Origin of the sequence: Paenibacillus agaridevorans, assembly GCF_018604145.1 — a bacterium.
Lineage (GTDB): Bacteria > Bacillota > Bacilli > Paenibacillales > Paenibacillaceae > Pristimantibacillus > Pristimantibacillus agaridevorans.
This window is the reverse complement of sequence record NZ_CP075889.1, coordinates 8605121-8625800: the sequence shown is the minus strand read 5'-3', so window position 1 is coordinate 8625800 and position 20680 is coordinate 8605121. Positions and strand designations below refer to the sequence as shown.

At 48.7% G+C, this 20680-nt stretch carries 10 protein-coding genes; 1 reads left to right on the top strand and 9 read right to left on the bottom strand.

The annotated features are described in order from the left end of the window. Positions 1–58: 58 nt before the first annotated feature. Positions 59–958 (top strand): nucleoside hydrolase, encoded by a 900-nt coding sequence (locus KJW29_RS34420; protein ID WP_214628014.1) that lies wholly within the window; start codon positions 59–61, stop codon positions 956–958. Between the two features lie 83 nt (positions 959–1041). On the opposite strand, the gene KJW29_RS34415 is transcribed toward KJW29_RS34420, so the two are convergent. From KJW29_RS34415 to KJW29_RS34375, 9 genes are all read right to left on the bottom strand, one after another. Beyond that, on the bottom strand, positions 1042–2013 hold the full coding sequence (locus tag KJW29_RS34415) for a 2-hydroxyacid dehydrogenase (protein ID WP_214628013.1): 972 nt from the start codon (positions 2011–2013) through the stop codon (positions 1042–1044). Between the two features lie 34 nt (positions 2014–2047). Next, complete coding sequence (locus tag KJW29_RS34410; RefSeq protein WP_214628012.1) at positions 2048–2872, bottom strand: HpcH/HpaI aldolase family protein; 825 nt, start codon at positions 2870–2872, stop codon at positions 2048–2050. Then, complete coding sequence (locus KJW29_RS34405) at positions 2869–3321, bottom strand: NanQ anomerase/TabA/YiaL family protein (protein ID WP_214628011.1); 453 nt, start codon at positions 3319–3321, stop codon at positions 2869–2871. Before KJW29_RS34405 ends, KJW29_RS34410 begins: the two co-directional genes overlap by 4 nt. 14 nt (positions 3322–3335) lie before the next feature. After that, complete coding sequence (locus tag KJW29_RS34400) at positions 3336–4928, bottom strand: extracellular solute-binding protein (protein WP_214628010.1); 1593 nt, start codon at positions 4926–4928, stop codon at positions 3336–3338. Positions 4929–5008: 80 nt separating this feature from the next. Beyond that, positions 5009–5887, bottom strand: coding sequence for a carbohydrate ABC transporter permease (locus tag KJW29_RS34395; RefSeq protein ID WP_214628009.1), 879 nt, complete (start codon positions 5885–5887; stop codon positions 5009–5011). 15 nt (positions 5888–5902) lie between these two features. Further along, positions 5903–6814 carry an ABC transporter permease gene (locus KJW29_RS34390; RefSeq protein ID WP_214628008.1) on the bottom strand — a complete coding sequence of 304 codons (912 nt, stop codon included), beginning with the start codon at positions 6812–6814 and terminating at the stop codon, positions 5903–5905. Then, positions 6815–9160 (bottom strand): helix-turn-helix domain-containing protein, encoded by a 2346-nt coding sequence (locus tag KJW29_RS34385; RefSeq protein WP_214628007.1) that lies wholly within the window; start codon positions 9158–9160, stop codon positions 6815–6817. Between the two features lie 95 nt (positions 9161–9255). Then, the gene (locus KJW29_RS34380) at positions 9256–11688 is read right to left on the bottom strand and encodes a hypothetical protein (RefSeq protein WP_214628006.1); all 2433 of its coding nucleotides are present in this window, start codon (positions 11686–11688) and stop codon (positions 9256–9258) included. 332 nt (positions 11689–12020) lie between these two features. Further along, positions 12021–20309, bottom strand: coding sequence for an InlB B-repeat-containing protein (locus KJW29_RS34375; protein WP_214628005.1), 8289 nt, complete (start codon positions 20307–20309; stop codon positions 12021–12023). Positions 20310–20680 lie beyond the last annotated feature (371 nt).

Genomic DNA, 20680 nt, shown 5'->3' with positions numbered 1-20680 from the left:
CAGAACCTTAATATTCCAGTGATGTTCATATCATTTTAATAACCTAAGGAGAATCTCAATGAGCCGAATAATCGTAGATACCGATATCGGAGACGATGTGGATGATGTGCTTGCGCTGACGTTTGCCTTGCGTTGTCCGCACCTGGACATTAAAGCCATCACGACCGTAACGCCCTGGGCCGACAAACGTTCAAAAATAGTCAATCATTTGTTGAAGCTGATCGGGAAAACAGACATTCCGGTCGGTTCCGGCATTGAATTGCCGATGCGAGGATTGTCCGATGAAGAGCTTGCTAAGATGACAACCGAAAAAAGGTTAAATCAATACGCGGCGATTCCTCTCGAAGCGCGTGAACGGGAAGAAGAGAGGGTAAACGCGGCGGAGCTGATTATCCAAATGGTTGAGCGTTACCCCCAGGATATCTCAATTGCGGCAATCGGACCGTTAAGCAATATTGCTTTGGCCTTGCGTCTCCGCCCGTCCATTGCATCCAAAATCCGCAGCATTGCGCTGATGGGCGGCGAGGTGCAAGTTCACCGGCAGGAGCACAATATCACTTGGGATCCGGAAGCCGCTGAGGTGGTGCTGACATCCGGTATCCCGCTGTTCTTCGGTACCTGGAGCGTAACCCGCCAGTTGATCCTAAGCCCGGAGGACTGCCGTATCATCGAGAACAGCAGCGCCGAGCTTGGCGCTTTTCTCGGAGATTGCATAAAGCGGTGGTGGCCGAGCAAAGGAAGCAAGCCAGGACCTGTGATGTATGATCTTGCTCCGCTTGTGTGGTGCTTTGATCGCTCTTACTTCGAGACCCGTCCGATGCATCTTCGTGTAGAAACTTCAGGTAAATTGACCCGTGGAATGACAATAGTATCCGAACAGACGCCGAATGCAGAGGTGACTACCGGGATGAAATCGGAAGCGCTTCATCATTTGTTTATGGAAACCGTTAGCGTCTGATTTTAGGACGAATAGCAATGAGCCATAGCCCCTCTCCCATCCCGCATTTACAGGATGGGAAGGGGCTATTGTCTTCACGGCTCCTACACGATCGGATTCACCAGATGCGCCGGACGATGACCGCTGATCGCATCGATCAATTGATTAGCGGCCAAGCGCGCCATTTGGATGCGCGTTGCAACACTGGCGCTGCCGATGTGAGGCAAACTGACCAGGTTTGGCAAAGTCAACAACGGATGATCAGGGACTACCGGCTCGCGCTCGAATACGTCCAGGCCGGCGGCCCAGATCGTGCCGTCTCGCAGCGCCTCGTACAAGGCCTCCTCATTGACAATGCCGCCGCGGGAGGTATTGATAAGTACAGCTGTCGGCTTCATCCGACGCAGCTCTGCCGCGCCAATCAAATCATGCGTCTGTGGAGTATAAGGTGTCAGCACACAAACGAAGTCTGACATACGAAGCAACTCGTTCATATCGGTGTATCGAATGCCGTAAGCTTCTTCTGTCTCTTCCTTCCGTGTGCGGTTGTAATACAGCACATTCATGTTAAAGCCTTTGGCACGCCTAACCAGCGCTTCGCCGATGCGCCCCATGCCGATAATTCCGAGGGTAGAGCCAAACACGTCTTGTCCCGTCAGCAACATAGGCGACCAAGTCTGCCAGTCTCCTCTACGCAAGTATTCCGAAGCCTCCAGCAGCCGTCGTGCAGTGGCCATCAATAGCGCGAAAGTAAGATCCGCCGTTGTTTCTGTCAGTACATCGGGTGTATTGGTCACCATGATACCGCGCCGTGTCGCCGCTTCCACATCAATGTTGTTGTATCCTACTGCCATATTGCTGACTATCTTTAATCGGGGAGCCCGTTCCAGAAGAGCCTCGTCGACCTGATCGGTCAGCAAACAATACAAGCCTTCGACATCGGCGATCTCTCGTTCCAAAACATCCCGCGGCACCGGTATATCGCTCTCCGACCAAACACGCACCTCGCAGGCCTGCCGAATCATTCCCAAGACTTCATCCGGAATTTGTCTTGTCACGTACACTTTTGGTTTCATATTTACCATACCTTCCATATTGCTTTTGAATCGGTTATATATTTATACGGTTATGCATTTCACGAATCGGATCGCCCAACGCCTGTTTAATCTCCGTAATTTCGTCTGACATGCGCGCCATAAAAGCCGTCATATCCGAAGCGTGAACAAGTAAATTCAAACCGGCCTTCGCCCACTGAATTTCCTGGTCGATTCCAAAGAAATAATGGATCCCCGCGGCAACCCCTGCCGCCCTCGCCTTGCTAATAATCGTTTCGACGGCTTCCACGAAGAGGGGATGGCGATATTGTTCCGGCACTCCCAGACTGCAGGACAAATCATGCGGTCCGATAAGAACCGCATCCAGTTGATCCACGGCAAGAATGTCGTCCAGCGCTTCTAGCGCGGGAACGCTTTCGATATTCACAATGAGCAGATTGGATTCATTATATTCCTGGATATATTCATTTAACTCCGCTTCCGCGGAATCGGACGGTTGGCCTTGCAATTCGGCGCGCCGTCTTGCGAGCTGACCTTTTAGCGGCCGGAGTTTAACGGCTGCCCTGAGCGCCTTAACCTGCTCGGCCGTTTCGATATAAGGCGCAATAATCCCGGATGCGCCGCCGTCAAGCGCCATGCTCGCCTGATAGGGATCCGGCGAAGGGATGCGCACGATCGGCGCCAAATTCATCGCCTTGTAGGTTTGACACATCCAGGACAACAAACCGCGATCCAACGCCATATGTTCGGCATCGAGAAATACAAAATCAATATCAAGTTTGCTTACTTCTTGAGGCCATCTGGGGGAAGTCGATACGATTAATGTCCCGTACGCGCGACCTCCGTTTTTCAGTTCATTCATCAACTGTTTACTGTTCATACATACCTCACTTTTATTACGGCTTTTTTGACCATCTCCGGTTTTCCGCAAGACAGACAGGGCATGTGCGCGTCCTGGGGGTAGAATATGGCGAAGCTTCCTTCATGTACGGTCAAGGTATCCCCTTCGCCCTCCAGGACGACAAAATCTTTAGTTGGATCGTATGCTTTCTTCACTTTTAATCGGTTCACATGGGCAAATCCCATGTTTTCGTTTCCCTGCAGCATGTACTGCACGTCAATATAATTTTGATGGGCCTCCCAAAAGCTGTCTTCCGCTTCGCGTGTCTCGTACTGTTGCAGCAGCAAGAACATGTCGCTGCCATCGATTTCATATCTGCCGGGCTCCCAATCGATCAAGGGATTGCTTTGCAAATAGTTCAGCGCAGCCTTAAGCTTGTCCTGAAGTCCTGCATAGATAGCAGCATTTTCGAGTTGGTCGATAATCATTTTCTTTGTGTCTCCTATAGACGCGACAACGCATCATTATATATTTTCTCAATCTTGTCGACTCCTGCATCCATCATCTGCTGGCGGAACGCGTCCCATTCGCTCATCGGCCGAGTGCCCATAATAAATCGGTCTACATTTTGCTCGAAAATAGTCGTAACTTGAACTTCCACTTTCCTCAATGTTTCGGATTCCTCCTCGGTAAATGGAGGATCGATGCCCATAAATCGAATAGTACCTTCTTCGGTAAGTCGATCAATATATTCCGACATTTCAATAAGCAGATCCTCGGAAATGTCTGCCAGCGTGCCTTCGTGAACATATTTCGCAAATGTTAGATAGCCCACGCCCAATGTGCTTTGCGTAGCCGAGAATACATCTTGTTGATCCTTATGATCATCCAGAATTTTCTGCAAAATGTTCGGCTTCCCGTCTTTCATTTCATAAGTCTCGCCTTCGATTCCGAAATTAGTGACCAGCATGCCCTCTTCCGAATACAACCAGTCCATAAATCGAATGACTGCTTCGGGATCTTTTACCTGGGAGCTAATGGCGGTGCTTGTACCAAGCCAATCTTGTTCATATCGCAAGCTTCTCGTTTCCCCATACTGATTCTGCAGGGGACCAATAGTATCAAATTTGGCTTTCGGATTGATTTCGGCAATCGCCGGATTAAATAATCTTACCGCATGCGTGTTGTTGTCATAAGTAAATAAGGATCGTCCAGAAGACAATTTCTCCACAGCCATTTCCTGCGTATTGACTGCATAATCGGGATCGAGCAGCCCGTGACTGTACAATTTGTTCAAGTAAGCAACAACGTCTTTATAGTTTTCGCTTGTCGGTCCATAGACGTACTTGTCTTCCCTCGGTTCGAAATACATGCCGGTTTCCGAAAAACCTTCAAAGCCGCCGGCTCCCATAGGGTAGGCCAGTTGACCAAGCATGTACGTCGTCCCTCTGCGACTGCCGACAAAGGGGATACTCTCCGGATACGCTTCCTTAAAAGCCAGCAGGACATCAAAAAGCTCATCAAACGTGCGAGGCTCCTCGAGATTCAACTCCTCCAGCAAATCCACGCGCATAAGCGGTTGGGGAGCTACAGCCACACGATAATATTCCAATGTCGGGAAAGCGTATAAATGGCCATCCACCAACATCTTCTTAAAATCGTCTCTGCCTTCAATCGCTTTTTTGAAATTGGGGGCCTGATCCAGGTAATCAGATATGTTCAGGAAAATCCCGGTTCTGGCAAACATCTGAATGTCATTCAAGTCAACCGTGAGCAGGTCGGGAATATTATTCGTAGCGATCAACGCGCTCTTGCGCTCTTCATAGCTGCTTGTTGGCACCGCCTCCAGCTGTAATTGCACGTTTGTCTGGCCAAGTATTTCCCGGACTACCGGAGTGTCCGAGAGAATGGGTTGATTGGGATTGTCCTCCAACATCCAGCTTAACTTCAATGGCTGCGACGATTGTTTCCCGCCTTCAGCGTCTTTTTTCTCTGTGGGCGACGAATTGCTCCCATTACTGCAGGCCCCGATCAAGAGCATACATGCAAGCAGCGTACACATGAGTCCTGACGCCAATTTTTTCGTTTTCAACATACAAAACCCTCCCAATGGAATGATGACTTCCCTTTTTTGCAAAGACGCCCCGCATCCCCCCTTTCAAAAATGCAATAGCATCAACCTTTCAATGATCCAACCATCATACCCTTGACAAAATACTTTTGAATGAACGGGTACACGACCAATATCGGTGCAATGGTCACAATAATAACGGCATATTTGATGTTTTGTCCGGTAATCATGGCATTCATGGAAGCAGCAGCCGATTCTTGCGCGGCTACATTGCCGGCAATTACAATGTTTCGCATGATAAGCTGCATCGGATATTGGCTCTTCTCATTCAGATACATCAGCGCAGGGAAGAAGCTATTCCAATGCCAGACTAGATAAAACAAGGTAATCGTCGCAATGACCGGTACGGATAAAGGCAAGATGATACGAAAAAAGATTCGTAAATCATTTGCGCCGTCGATGTAAGCGGATTCGTAAATTTCCTCTGGAATCTGCTGAAAGAAAGTACGCATGATTATCATATAAAACACATGAATCGCGGGAGGCAATACGATCGCCCACATCGTATTGATGAGACCCAAAGCGTCAATCACAATATAATCAGGAATGATTCCGCCTTCGAAGAACATCGTAAATATGATCAGTATGGCGAAAAAAGATCGACCATAGAACTTTTTGCGGGCAAGCGGATATGCGCAAAAAGCAGTCAGGGTCACATTGATCAAAGTACCTGTAGTCGTATACAGAAAGGTATTTTTATACGAATTGAGGATATCCGGATCCTTTAAAACGGCCTTATACGTATCCCATGACGGAGACACCGGCCACAACTTGATATCGCCTCTGAGCACGGCATGACCATCGCTGACCGATACGATGAACATGTGGTAAATCGGATACAATATGGTTATACACAATGCAATCAGGAATAACATATTCGCAGCATCAAATATCTTCCCTGCTTTTATACCCTTTAGGTTCATTTCCATCCTCCTCTCCTACCATAAACTGGTCGCATTCAGCTTTCTGGCTGCATAGTTTGCGCCTACGATCAACAAAAACGAAATGACGGATTGAAAAAGTCCAACGGCTGCGCCATAGCTGAAATCAGCGCCAAGCAAGCCGCGCCTATACACGAAAGTGGAGATCACATCCGCTGTTTCATAGGTCGGACCGGTATATAACAGCAATATTTTCTCAAACCCTATCGACATTAAGTCGCCCAGCGTTAGCAAAAAAAGAATCATGATAACAGAAGAAATACCAGGGAGAGTAACATGTATGGCTTGCTTGAACCGGTTCGCGCCGTCCATTCTTGCCGCTTCGTACAAGTGAGGGTCGACGCCGCTTAACGCAGCCAAATAGATGATCGATCCCCAGCCGATCTTCTGCCAAATATCGGACGAGATATAAATCGTCCGGAACCATTCCGGCAACATTAGAAACTGGATTTTATTAAAGCCCAGAGATGCGATGATCTGATTAATCAAGCCATCCGTAGCCAGGAAATTGACGAGCATGCCGGCTACAACGACCGTAGATAAAAAATGAGGCAAATAGCTGATGCTTTGTACCACTCGTTTAAAAGCCGTAAAGCGAATTTCATTCAGAAGCAAAGCAAGTATAATCGGTGCCGGAAAATAAAAGATGATCATATAAATGTTTAAAAGCAAGGTATTGCGAACCAGCTTCCAAAAATACGGATCGAAAATAAAACTCTCGAAATGTTTCCAGCCTGCCCACTCGCTGTTTAATACACCTTGAAACACGTTATAATCCTTAAAGGCGATCAGAATTCCGAACATCGGTCCGTACTTGAAAATAAGAAAGTACACAAGAGGCACTAGAAAAATCAAATATAAATAGCCGCTGCTCTTTATTTGTTTCCAGGCCAAAGCTTCTGTCTTCATTCATCCATCACTTCCCTTTTCTGTTCGAGGAGACGTTTTGTCTTTTTTTTGTTCATGGAGCTTCTTGAATTCCAAAGGAGATACTCCCTCATATTTTTTAAATGTCCGCAAAAAGGTCGTTCTATTGAATATTCCCACTTTCTCGGCTACCTCATTAACGCTGAAACCAGATTCGATCAACAATTGTTTTGCTTTGGATATTCGCAATAAACTGATATAATCCGTCAAATTGTTGCCGGTCTGCTCCTTGAAGATTTTCGACAAATACTTCGTAGAAATCCCCATTTGCTCCGATATCTTCTCCAAATACAAGTCATGTTCCAGATGAGTCTGGATATAGTCCATTGTCGTGATCACAATGGAGCTCAAATTTTGACTCCGGTCCTTCTCCGCCTCCATTATCTGCGCATAAAAAGCGATAAGCCTTTCATATTGCTCTTCATTCCGAATAACCAGTTTGTCCGGACTAGTATGAAATGTTTTTGCCTCCATCGAAATATGCTCGTAATGCATGCCTTTTACCGTCATCAGCTTATATCCCGTTCGTATCATTTCGTTATACAAGCCGTTCATTGCATGATAGGATGCGTTATTTTTTTGGTTTTTCTCCATAATGAGTCGGACATTGTCAGTTACCGCATTCAAGTCCCCGGAGTTGATGGCATGGATCAGTTGATTCTCCTCCAGAGACGAATACAGAAATGAATTCTCGACCTTGCTCTCGTCGGCATGAATAACTTGAAACTTCTCTTGCGCATTGCGACGTTGCAGCGCGGTCATCGCTTCGTTGAAAGAATGACTTAAATCGGACAGTTCGGTGCAAGTTCGGCCGCTTCCAATGGTAATCCGGCAATACTTGAAATCGAACGAAAAAGTGGCATAAATATTTTGAATAATGTTGTCCAGCGCCGCTTGCTCATTGTCTTCGTCCATATTGACCACACAAACAAAAAGAAGATCGTTGTATTCCTGCACATATGCGCGAGTATCTTCACGACTCAAGGCACTGACGACATTTTTAAGCTTGCTTAATATAATAAGTCGATCCGTATCCTGAACTTCCTCATAAAACGCCTCCGAAAATTGAAACCAGACGTTTAGGCAAACATAGCGATTCCCGGAAAATAGCCATTCATTTTTAAGAATATTGTTCAAAATTTTCAACGTATCAGGCTCGACCGGCCTTCCCATAAACACATCGTAAAAGGTGTAGTCAAGAAACTCCCGGGAGATTTGCATACTGTGTTTTTTGATTTGAGTACTTTTATCATGCATCTGTTTGATGTTCTTGCCGATATATTCAAAATCATTTTTGTAAGGCACGCTTTCGTCCAATTCTTCGAATCCGTTTACGATCTCGCTAATTTTCCGTATAGGATTATAAATTTTTATACTGAAAATAAACGAAAACACCACGCCAAGAATTAAGAAGGTTACGCTAATGGCCACAATGAATTGAAATGTGCTCCGTGATTCCTGATTCAGCGCGCTGAGCGGAGTCAACGAATAATACTTCCATCCGTATCTTTCTGAGTTTACATAGGCGAGCAAATACTTTTTGTCGCTAAGGCGAATTTCCCGATAACTTTCCTCATGATTGTCAAATGCCAAATCCAACTGGCGGAAGGTATTTTCGCCAATCAATTCCGAGTTGCTGCTAAGCATCAATTGCCGATTTTCATCGATAACAAAAAAATCGCTTTCTCTAAAAATTGTATTTTCCGTAAATAGTTTCAATAGATTGCTTTCGGACAGATTGGTCGCCACTACAGCATCGTGACTATTTACGTACGATTTCGTTATAAAGGGAATGACCCTCCCCTTCCCCTGGCCATTAATGGAGACCGGGGTCGGGGGAAGAATCTCAAAAGACTCCCGCCGATCAAGCAAGCCTTTCCAAAAATCGACAGGATACTCCTGATGCACATAGAACTTTTCGAAAAAAAGCGAAAAGTCGTCAACTCCGCCTACCGTATAAATCCGTTCGTGGTCCACGTATAAAAAGATATTTTCCGTAAACTCGGCAATAATATTTTTGGATTTCGCAATCATTTCCGATATGTCCGACATTTGCACTCTGTGTTCCAGTGTCAACATATCGTTTGGTCTCAGAACAGTTGCAATCGCCTTGTTGCTAAGCAAACCGAGACTGACTTCATGCACGGATCGTAAATACAAATCAACGGTTTTTGCCGATGACTGCAAGTAGTACATTAATTTTTTTGAGTCTTCTTGCTTGGCCAGCATGGCTTGATATCCATAGAAGATAAAAGACACAATTAACAACGGAACGAGCAATGTGAGAAAATAAAGCAGGATGCGGTAAAACAATCGATTGGCTTTCATAGGATACCCCTCAACTTTGATAAATCACTAGTTTGATCTATCACAAGTAAAGCACAATCCCTTTAATGTAATCTAGTTTAGACTAAGGATTGTCCTTAACCGTTATCTTTTTTCAACCACAATTCGTTGATGTAGGGGCCGATTCCCGATTCTTCGTTAACCCAAACAATCTCTAGTTTCCCGCCCGGGATCATATCCGGAGTGACTTCAAAGGTTTCCATCAGTCCTCTGTGCGCGACCCTGTTGTCCGCCGTGCTCTTGCCATTAAGAAGCATATCAACGCCCCCTCCCCAGAGTCCCATGACTTGCAGGGTGTAGGAACTGCGACTGTCCAAATTCGAATAGGTTACTTTGATTGGAGCCGAGTAGTAAGAAGACAGATTGGAGATCCAGGCAAGCGGCGGACTTGTTAAACCAGGAAGAATGCGATTACACGTTTCCCGGCTAAGCAACGTATGCGAATTGCTGCCGTTCAGTATGGAATAAGCCGTTTCCAGCAAACCCGGATTATGTCTGATCAGCGTTGTATGGAGATAACCCGGATCCTCTTTCCACTCATGGGCAATTTCAACCCGCGATAACGACTGGTCTGCCGCAAAATTGGTATAAAACCCGCCTTCTCCAGGATCGGTTCTATAAATGATGGCATCCAAGGCCTCTTTCCTTGCAAACTCTTCCTCCATGGACCTGATCACTTGAAAGGCTGACAAAAGATAAGCCATATCGTTTAGCGGGGTGTCAATCGCCTCTACGAAAGCTCCGCGGGTAATACTGACTCCCTGATGTTTTGACACCGTTAGCTGCGCGCCAATATGCACAAACAAACGGTCTGCTAGCTCCAAACACTTTTCTCTGTAATCGGTACAAACCGGTTGCGAATATTTCCGATTCAAAATTTCTTCGGCCCGTTCCATTGCCGGCATAATCCCTGTCTCATTCGCTCGATACAGAACATCCATTGCACGCTGCTCCAGCTCCTGCTCATGGATAAGCCTTCTTTGGACATACGCGTCATAATAGGCCCTGAGCAGCCCCATTTCGAATCGATAGTTTTGTAAAACTTGTTCGTCCGCTCTGGATTCCATCTTCCGCCAATGATTCAACGTGTGCGAGATTTGACGATTCGTAATCATCGGTCCTTCAAAGTTATGTTCCAGCGCAAGAAGTCCATTAGCGACACCGTATTCCACATCCGGATGAATGAGGAAACGTGCATATTCCCTCAGCGTCTCCAGAACAGGCGTGTCGGGATTCCAATCCTGCCCGCTCCAGACAAATTTATTTACATCGTCATTAATGCCCTCCGAATAAGTAAGCGACCCGACTATTCCTTCGTCCTTTAGGAGATTATGAATATGTTTCATAGCCATTGGCCGAGGATTGATGCATTCTCTGGAATGAGTCATCGCAAATGCCGTGTCCCAGTTGTGCACGGGGTACTGCGAGTTGATCGTATGCGTAATATCCGGATAATTGCGAATCTTCATCCCTTCAGGTATCAATCTTCGCAATTCCGGCAACGAATGTTTCTCCCATGGCGCGAATGCGACTCCAGCGAGCCAAGCGGGCTCTTTCCTCACATTCGTATAGAACGTATCCAGCCATTCATCCGTTGGATTGAATGCTTGAGGGGATACCCACAGCTTCGCATTGGGATGATACTTATTTAGCAATTCCGCTTCCATCGCCATAAAATCAAATAAATCCTGAGCGTTTAACGCTCCGGGATCCCCGCCGGGAACCAAAATATGATCAATTCGCTTCATGGAACTGAAAATCTCTTCTCGTTCTTCCAATTGCCGCTTCAAGTATTCCGGTTTCATAAACTCTTCATCATTTCCGGTTGCGGGATACCAGTTGTCCGGACTGCCCATATTCGGGTACCAGATCCACACATCCAAATCCATCGCATCGCATACCTCCGAAACATGACGCATCATAAACAACGGGTCATACTTCATTAACGGTCCTGTTCTTTCGTCATCGGTGATCGGCGGTACAAGTTCGATACTATTTGCCCCGAACAGTGCAAGCTCTCGAATATACTGCGAATATATTTCAGGCGTCCAGGCGTCATAAGCATTGGTTTTGGGTCTGTAGCCCAATTGATGTCCTCTCAGGGAAAAATGCGGTGTTTCCGTCAGGTCCACATCAGTTGGAACTTCGATTTTGTTTTTTGTCAGAACCATGATTCTTAGCAGCTTTCCAACACCATACAAAATCCCTCTGTCATCTGCCGCTTCAATTTCGATTAACCGTCTTCCGTTCGACTGGCTTATCCGAATCTGGTAGCCTTCCCGACCATAGGCTGGGGATGATGAGGAATTGACCATTTTAATAGAGATGAGCGGCCGTTGATCATTAGAAAGAGAATCCATAACAGGTAAGCGGATGCCCGTTCTTCGTTCAATTTCTTCCATTAATATATGAACCGCATTTTGGCCTCGAGCAGACACCGGGCCCGACAGAATCATACTCGCATCGGAGACTTCGCATAGCTTCAGGTTATTCCTCAATCGATTGGTCATTTCTCAAACGCCTCCTGATATTTGGGTATCTCGCATAGCCTAAAGCTACTGCAAATCGACCTGAATTGAAATATTCATCCTTCCTTTCGAGGATTCACATTTCCTCATTATGCATGATGCATTTCTTTTAATTGCTTCATTTTTTCTTATTCTGTGGGCTTTGCATGACAGAACGACCCTGATCGAAGCTAAAATAGGCTTCTTGCAAAGTTCGATCTGAACTCGTAAGAAGCCTCATTTTAATTTGATGAAATCCACCGCAAAATCTCGGTCGGGCTCACAGCAAAACAGCCTACTCCGAAGGGAGCAGGCTGTTCTGCCAGTCTGATCTGTCAAGGTTGATGGAAGTCCGGATCATACTTCATCACGGACACTTTACCTTCAGTTATTGGGCCTGTTGAGACTACGATATAATTCACATAGATGTTGTCGCTGCTGTCCGAGGCAAGACGTATCCCATGTACGTTATCGGCGGAGATGCCGGCCCTCTCTACGAGACTCCAACTGCCACCCCCGTATTTCATCACAGTCACTTTGCCGCCGCTTGCAGCATCTCGATAAGCAACATAAGGAGTACCGGATCTGTCAAATGCGATAACGGTGGATAAGTCCTTCGAATCATCCGATGTTATCGTGAATCCGGAAGTGCCTACAGATTCCCAAGTGGATCCCATATATTTCATCACGGTCACTTTGGTAGAACTGCTCATATAGGCCACATAAGGTACGCCGCTTGGATCAAGCGCGAATGACGCATCAAACATGCCAATTGTCTGGAACTGGGAGTCACTGATCTCCTCCTGAGCATAGCCCGCACCAGTGCTGTTGAATTTAACCACATTTGTTTTTGTCCCGACTCCCCCGGATCTATACGTATAGAATAGATAAGGGGTCTTGCTTGGGTCAAACGCCATAATTAGATTACGTGTTGTACTCGACCCTATTGTACCATCGTCTATTCTCTCCCAATTGCTGCCTGTGTACTTCGCCACATATATGGAATTATAGGTGCTCTGGGAGTCATCGATGTAAGCTATATAAGGAGTGTTATCCTTGTCTATGGCGATGTAAGGATGGTTCCCCCTTCCTTCTATGCTGCCTACGGATTGCCAAGCGCCCTCATTATATTTCTTTACGACCGCTTTTTGGGATAGATTGGAATATGCAACGTAAAGCGTGTCCAAGCTGTCTATGGCAAGCGATACAGTACCCGAACCCGATTTCTCGAGAGCGGTTGAGCTTTCGACGGACCGCCACTCGTTATCCACGTATTTCATCACGAATACTTCGGAATTCCAAGTCACATAAGCCACATAAGGAATGCCATGGCTGTCGATTACGACTTTGGACTGATCCCCCGCTCCCGCATTCATCTCGTCGCCGACTTGCAGCCACGATGTTTGCGTCCATTTCGCGTACAAGGTAAGGTTAGCGTTCACCTTTGCCGAGAAGTTATAGACCGTCGTCAAATTGCTGTTGCTGTACCAACCCTCGAACTTGTAGCCGACCCGATTCGGTACGGCAGGCGCCACGGCGCTGCTTCCTGGAACCACCGCCTGGCTCTCCACAGCTGGCCCGCCGTTGCTGACAAAGGTCACCGTGTGGACGTTTAATGTCCACAAGGCATACAAGGTCAGATTGCCCGTCACCGGTGTATCGAATCTGTAGCGGTTCGTCAACTCGCTATCGCTGTGCCAGCCGCCGAACGTATAACCAGCTCGCGTCGTTGGATCAGGCGGGTAAACCATGCTGTCCCTTAGCACCTTCACATCAGCCACAGCCGGACCGCCGTTGTTGTTGAAGCTCACCGTGTAATAAGGCGTCCACTTCGCGTACAAGGTGAGGTCAGCCATCACCGATGTCGAGAAGATGTACCTATTGTTCAGTTCGAAATCGCTGAACCAGCCTTCGAACCTATGATCTTCCCGAGTTGGCGCGGCAGGTTGCGCTACCGTATTTCTATGAATCACCGTTTTACTGTCCACCGCCGACCCGCCGTTGCTGTTGAAGGTCACCGTGTAGATGTTATCCGTCCACTTCGCATACAGCGTGAGGTTAGTCGTGATCGGTGTCGAGAAGCTGAAGCGGTTCGTCAAGCTGCTATCGTACCAGCCTTCGAACGTAGAACCTTCTTGCGTTGGTGCGACAGGTTGATCAGCAACGGCGCCTTCGTACACCGTTTGGGCAGCCACCTGCGACCCTCCCCTGCTGTTGAAGCTCACCGTGTAGCTGACTTTTGGAACACTCGTCCACTTTGCATACAGCGTGAAGTTGCCCGTCACAACATTGGTCTCGAAGTCATAGGCGCTCGTCAAATCGCTGTCGCTGTACCAGCCGCTGAACACAAAGTCTTCCTTCGTCGGTGCGGCAGGCGCCGCCGCCTTGTCTCCCTCGTTCACCTTCTGGTCAGCCACCGCCGACCCGCCGTTGCTGTCGAAGCTCACCGTGTAGCCGCGCAGCCACTTCGCATATAGCGTGAGATGATCTGTGATCAGTGCGCTAAAGACATAGACAGTCTGCAGGTTGCTGTCACGATACCAGCCGCCGAACACCAAGTCCTCCTTCGTCGGTTGATCCGGTTCGCTTGCTTGGGAGCCATATTCTACCGTCTGGTTGCTCACCGGCGACCCACCGTTGCTGTTGAAGCTTACCGTGTAGCCGTTCCGCGTCCACTGTGCTTTAAAGTCGACATTATGGGCAGGCATCGTTGTCGAAGACTCAGCTATCGGAGGGTCCGAGATCCACCCTGCGAATGTACGCCCCTGCCAAACCGGAGTGCCAAGGTAAATCCCTGTCGTTGCCCCGAACGGCACGTTAACGATCTTGCTCGCTTCGCCAGAACCATTGTAATTTATCGTCATGGCGTAGCTATTGCGCTTGTAATACAGCTTCAGCACCGTTGAGCCGTCGCCCGCTATACTAGCTGTCTGCGCAGCAGTCGGATCAACGGTAAAACCCTCATAGGCCTTTGGCGTTACATCCGCCGAATTTACCGTGGCATCGGTCGTGCCGCGATACGATTCTTTATCCACAACGGTATAAGTGCCGCTATGAATATTTATATCTTGCTGCAAATGTACGACTTGGTAAGGCGTGTCCGTTTTGGCTGTCCACCTTGCCGTATAAGTCGTGTCCGTAGTCGGCATTACGCTTGGAACCTCCGGCGACCAACCGGCAAACGTATAACCCGGTCTCGTCGGCACCGGTATCCGACCGGCGATGTTCTTACCGAACGGTTCCGTTATCGAACTGCTTGCCTGTGCACCTTCATAGCCCAAAGAGAAGGTCATCTTTCGGTTCGTCGGATAATATTCAACCCTGATAGCCGTCGTGCCGTCGCCTTTGAGCAGTGCGCCGCTTACCGTGCCATTCGTATACCCTTGATCCTTGAACCTCTCGGAGTTGATCACAATTCTCGTGTCCGTTGTTCCGGTCAAGTTTTCCGTAATCACAGGCGAAGTCGATGTCCCGGTGTTCGGGTCTATCAAGTAATGCTTAACCGTATACGGCGTATTCGTGTTCGCGATCCAGCGCGCGAACAGAATCATATCCTCGGCAGGCATTTGGCTCGGAATCGTGATCTTCGTTCCGCCGGTAGGAGCCGTATACCAGCCGTCAAAGGTGTATCCCGAATATACCGGATCGGTTACGCTGATCGCCGCGTTATAAGGGGCGGCAATCACCTGAGTTGCTCCGCCATTCCGCGGGTACAGCTCTAGAATATAGTCGCCAGTTCGAGCCATCCAATTTAACGGAATCTTGCGCCTCAGCGGTTCCGACGTGAACGACAGCGGCGCCCCTTTCCAGGTGATGACCAGATTGCCCTCGCTCACCGGAATCTTTTTGTCCACCACTTCGATCTTTTGGGTTTTCGGGTCATACTTGAAATTCGGATTGTCCACTTGGATATCGAACCTCGAGAGGTCATACTTCCCGGTATCCGTTTCGCCTGACTTCAAATCAAACATACGCATGGTGAACAGCATCTCCGGAACAGCGGCGGAGGTCACCCGGGCTGCCATTTTCAATTGAGGCGCCTCATCCTGCGAATAGTCAAAATTGTAGACATTATTGGACTCCCCGATTGTATACAGCGGCCACTCTTCATCGACCAGCTCCACGCTGGTCGAAATCAAGCCATCGCCCAATTGGGCGCCGAGCTCAACCTCCAAATAGATGCCTACCTCAACATACAGGGCGCCCAAAGACTTCGTGCTTTTTACCCCGCTCACATTTTTTAACTGATAATAGAAGTAACCCCACAGATTCATATACACACCGGGTTCTGCAGAAATCCCAATGCTATTTAATTCGACGCTTCCAATCCCCGCTTTTACCTCCAGATTAATGCCGGCTCGTAATCCGAGCGTCCCCATCACATAGAAGGTAAACTGATAATCGCCGTCTCCCGGCAAGCTGACTGTATTGCTCGTGCCGCTAAAGCTCAGTACGCGCAAAGTCACCGAGTAACGCTTTGCCATTTTATAGTAGAAATCCGCCCCGATCGTCAAGTTAACCTGAGCACTGACCACAAACTTGGCCTCGAATTTGATTTCTACAATCCCTAAAGCTACGCGCATGCTCGCCTCGAAAATTTCCTTCTCGATTAACGGAACCCATTCCGTGTCTTGCTCCAACATCTCTTTATACTGTTCCTTCAAAGTCTCTACATCCACGTCGGTATCTTGCACGCCCGCCATGATCGCTTCGATCTCTGTCGCGATGTCCCGCACTTGACTAAAGAGTCCCGAGGTCTTCGCATCCAGCCAGTCATCCAGTGCAGCTCCCAGCTTGTCGTGTTCGACAAGAGCCATCTCCGCTTTGATGTTGAGCCCCGTATAGCTATAGGCATCCAGATTCGCCGTAATCACATAATCATCAATGACCGGGAATAGAGGAATTCTACCAAAAAAAGTATTTACGGTATACCAGTGCCATTTCGTCTCCGAATTAACGCCGAGATCCAGACTCATCTCCTGAATGAAGGTACCCGTCATATGGATGACAAGGGCGCCCTCTTCGCCATTGACGACTATATCGGCTCCTACTTGCAAGGTAGCGCTCACGCCGGAGGTTCGGCCGTTAATGTGCTTCAGCTTCGTGCCGAGCGAAGCAACGACGGTCAAATTCTCCACCGTTACCGTGTCTGCCGATAGTATACCTACCTTCGACTGTGCCTTGAAGTCATTCGTCTCCAAAGCAATGGCGCTCAGATAGTTCGCGGCTTGATCGACGAATCCGCTGTCGATCGCTTGCTGCTCGATTTGCGCTTCGAGCCTCGCGATCTGCTCATCCGACAATAGCACGTCTCCGTTAATCGCTTGCTCCTGATAGAGGTTGAACGAATTTGTAACGTCCTCTACCGTAGCATCGGTATACGTAATGATGTCCATCTCTGCCGCAGACGTAATAGAGGTGATGCGCCCGTAGCCGACGATCCTCAAATCTTCATCAGCGAATTCACCATTAACGGCGAACTCGCCTTCATAAAACCCGATAAAATCGCCCACATCCACCGTCGTCAGCTCATCCAAGCCAAGCGGCTTATACATACTATCGCTGTAGTTCATCAAGGTGTGCTCGACCGTGACGGAGTTGTTATCGGGATTTCCATCCTTGTCAGCCTCTACGCTCAGCGGCAGCACGTCAGGTTTGAACAACACTTGCTTCGCGTCTGCCCGACCATAGGTGTAGGTTGTACCGTTAACCGCTGTGATCTGGACATACGCGACATCACCAGCGTCTTCAGCGGTTGTCTCTATCGTGCGAAGATCAGGGCGAACCCCTTGATAGATGGCGACGGTATCGCCAACTTTAATCGAGGCGCTTCCGCCATAAACGAACGTTCCACTGCTTGCATTCGCCTCAGCCAGCGTATTTCCGCTGCCGCCCACCGTCGTCGTGACGACAGGTATGGCTGGCGAATCCACATTCGCGCCATCCAGCATCATATCCGAGACCTCGGTAAAGGCCAGATAAATCATGTTCGGATTGAGAGGAACATTCATGACTTCTTGCTTGGCAACGCTAAACACATAGATGCGCGTCGTCGCATCTTGTCCTTGGAAACGCAGGTTGTCGTCCGTCAACGTAAGTTGATAAGTGTTGCCCTCGACGAACTCGCCGCCTTCGGCTGCCGAAGCTACCGTGAAGAGATCGTTCCCTTCGGTGACAGTAATCCCCGCGAAGTCGGGATTCGCTATATCCTTGAACGTCATGCCCGCTTTAACCTGGGATGCCGTCAGATTGCCCGATGCATCTATAACCGCTATCGTGAAGTTCGGCGAAACATCCAGCATCGAGTGGCTAGGCGTAGTCTGTACGGCATTATCCACGCTATCCATATACTTCGCATACAAGGTCGTATCCTCGATAATGGAACTGCCCTCTGCGAAAATTAGCAAATGATCGCTGTCCCTAAACCATCCCTGGAAAATATACCCTTCCTTAGCCGGGGCTGGCAGTTTGCTCAGCGCTTCTCCTGCTTGTACCGTCCGAGAAGCTAGCGCCGTTCCGCCGTCGCTATCAAAACTTAACGTGTAGGCATTAGCCGTCCACTTCGCATACAATGTGATGTCTTGCGTCACAGCTGCCGTAAAGCCGTACGGGCTCCGCAAGTCGCTATCGCTGTACCAGGCGTCGAACGTATAGCCTGCCCGTGTCGGGGCGGCAGGTTTCGTCGCGGATTCGCCATAATTTACAGACTGACTATTCACCGCCGTACCGTCATTGCTGTCAAAGCTCACGGTATAGCTATTGATCGTCCACTCCGCATACAACGTCAGATTGCCAGTCACCTTTGCCGTAAAGCTGTAGGCGTTCGTCAAATTGCCGTCGCTGTACCAGCCGCCGAACGTATAACCTGTCCGAGTTGGAGCTCCAGGTTCCGCAGCCATGCCGTTATAATTCACGGACTGGTTATTCACCGCCGATCCGCCGTTGCTGTCAAAGATCACCGTGTAGCTATTAATCGTCCATTTCGCATACAACGTGATAGGGCCAGTCACCGCTGCCGTGAAGCCGTAATGGCTCGTCAAGCCGCTATCGCTGTACCAGCCGCCGAACGTATAACCTGCCCGAGTTGGGGGGCCAGGTGCCGCAGCCACGGCGCCTTCTTCCACCGTCAGGTCAGCCACTGCCGAACCGCCGTTGCTGATGAAACTTACCGTGTATTGGTTTTTTTGAACCATCGTCCACTTCGCATACAGCGTGATATTGCCCGTCACCACAGCTGTTGTGAAGTCGTATGCGGTCGTCAAGTTGCTATCGCTGTACCAGCCGCCGAACACATGATCCATCTTCGTCGGCGCGCCAGGTGCCGCAGCTTTAGCGCCTTCGTTCACCGTCTGCTCAATCACCGTCGATCCGCCGTTACTGTTGAAGCTCACTGTGTATCTAGCCGTCCATTTGGCGTACAACGTCATGTCATCCGTTACCGGCGTCGCGAAACTGTAGCCGACTGTCAAGCTGCTGTCGCTGAACCAACCGCCGAACGTATAACCTTCCCGCGTCGGTGCGTCAGGTTCCGTAACCGTACCGCCATAATTCACTGGCTGACTATTAACCAATGGTCCGCCGTTATTGTCAAAGCTCACCGTAAAGCTTTTAATCGTCCACTTCGCGTACAACGTAATTTTGCCCATCACCGCTGCCGTGAAGTCGTAGGGAATTGCCAAGCTGCTGTCGCTATACCAGCCGCCGAATGTGTAACCTTCCTTTGTCGGCACTTCAGGTACCGCTGCCTTGGAGCCCTGTCTCACCGTCTGGCCAGTTACCGCTGTACCTCCGTTGCTCTCGAACGTAATCGCATACTCAGTAATGCTAATGCCTCCGCCACCGCCATTGTTGCCGCCGGTGTTGCTGCTGGGTTCAGGCGTTGGAGTTGGTGCTGATGTTGGCTTAGGCGTCGCCGTCGCTTGATTCTGCCCTTGCCACGCCTCCACAACCGCATTGCTGCGCATGAAGGTAACGGCAGCTTGCGCACGGGTTGCTTGGTCATGCGGGTTGAAATTGCCATTGGCATCTCCAACGAACAAGCCTGCTTGCCACAGCTTGATGACCGCGTCAACTGCCCAAGGGGAAACCTTCGCGAGATCGGCAGGCTTCGTGGTTACGAGATTACTCGTTTGATAGGGAATCTGATGGCTTTCGAAATACCGCAAAGTCATCGTCACCATCTGCTCCCGGGATACGGTTGCATCTGGAGAAAAGTTCCCGTTGCCCGTGCCGTCGGTAATCCCTTTCTTTGCCGCCCACTCTACATATGGCGCATACCAAATCCCCGTCTGCACGTCGGCAAAGTTCGAGATTGGATACTTACTTACATCCACGCCTGCCATTCGTCCAAGCGCCGTCACATACATGGCACGGGTCATCGTACCCTGGGGCGAGAAGCTGTCAACACCCGTTCCGTTGAATATGCCATTCTTCTGGACATAGAGAACCGCATCGTAGAACCAGTCCGTAGGACTAACATCTTGGAATCCGCTTGATTCGGCCGCTGTCGCCTGCTGCACCGGCAGTAAGTTCACTGGCAGCAAGCCCACCACCATGCTGATAACGAGCATCAACGCCAGAATCCGTGATTTTAACTTCCATCCACGATTTATTGCCTGCTTCAAACTCTTTCATCCCTTCTAGTAGCTGTTATGAATCTCTTTAATTGCCATATTGACCATCTCATTCCCAATGCCAAAGACCTATAGTCCCTGCCAGTTACGTTAACCTTCCCTTCGTGACAACCAAATTACGACAGTAATTACGTAAATTTAGTTACTATTTTCCTACTATGTTATCATCGTCGATAGAAACACTGTCGAATTATAAAGAAAACTTTAAGTATCATAGATAGACAAATCTACTATGATACAATTGGAGAAAATCGATATCATCTATCATTCTTCGAGGGGACAATCGAGGAGGAATACAGAGCTGGTATTCAACGCTTACGAATCCTATGGAAGCAAATATGGGACAAACAAGCGAATTCATT

What these genes read in the sequence shown, in the direction of transcription:
- KJW29_RS34420 (WP_214628014.1), top strand. Translation starts at nt 59, where the DNA reads ATGAGCCGAATAATCGTAGATACCGATATCGGAGACGATGTGGATGAT.
- KJW29_RS34415 (WP_214628013.1), bottom strand. Translation starts at nt 2,013, where the DNA reads ATGAAACCAAAAGTGTACGTGACAAGACAAATTCCGGATGAAGTCTTG.
- KJW29_RS34410 (WP_214628012.1), bottom strand. Translation starts at nt 2,872, where the DNA reads ATGAACAGTAAACAGTTGATGAATGAACTGAAAAACGGAGGTCGCGCG.
- KJW29_RS34405 (WP_214628011.1), bottom strand. Translation starts at nt 3,321, where the DNA reads ATGATTATCGACCAACTCGAAAATGCTGCTATCTATGCAGGACTTCAG.
- KJW29_RS34400 (WP_214628010.1), bottom strand. Translation starts at nt 4,928, where the DNA reads ATGTTGAAAACGAAAAAATTGGCGTCAGGACTCATGTGTACGCTGCTT.
- KJW29_RS34395 (WP_214628009.1), bottom strand. Translation starts at nt 5,887, where the DNA reads ATGAACCTAAAGGGTATAAAAGCAGGGAAGATATTTGATGCTGCGAAT.
- KJW29_RS34390 (WP_214628008.1), bottom strand. Translation starts at nt 6,814, where the DNA reads ATGAAGACAGAAGCTTTGGCCTGGAAACAAATAAAGAGCAGCGGCTAT.
- KJW29_RS34385 (WP_214628007.1), bottom strand. Translation starts at nt 9,160, where the DNA reads ATGAAAGCCAATCGATTGTTTTACCGCATCCTGCTTTATTTTCTCACA.
- KJW29_RS34380 (WP_214628006.1), bottom strand. Translation starts at nt 11,688, where the DNA reads ATGACCAATCGATTGAGGAATAACCTGAAGCTATGCGAAGTCTCCGAT.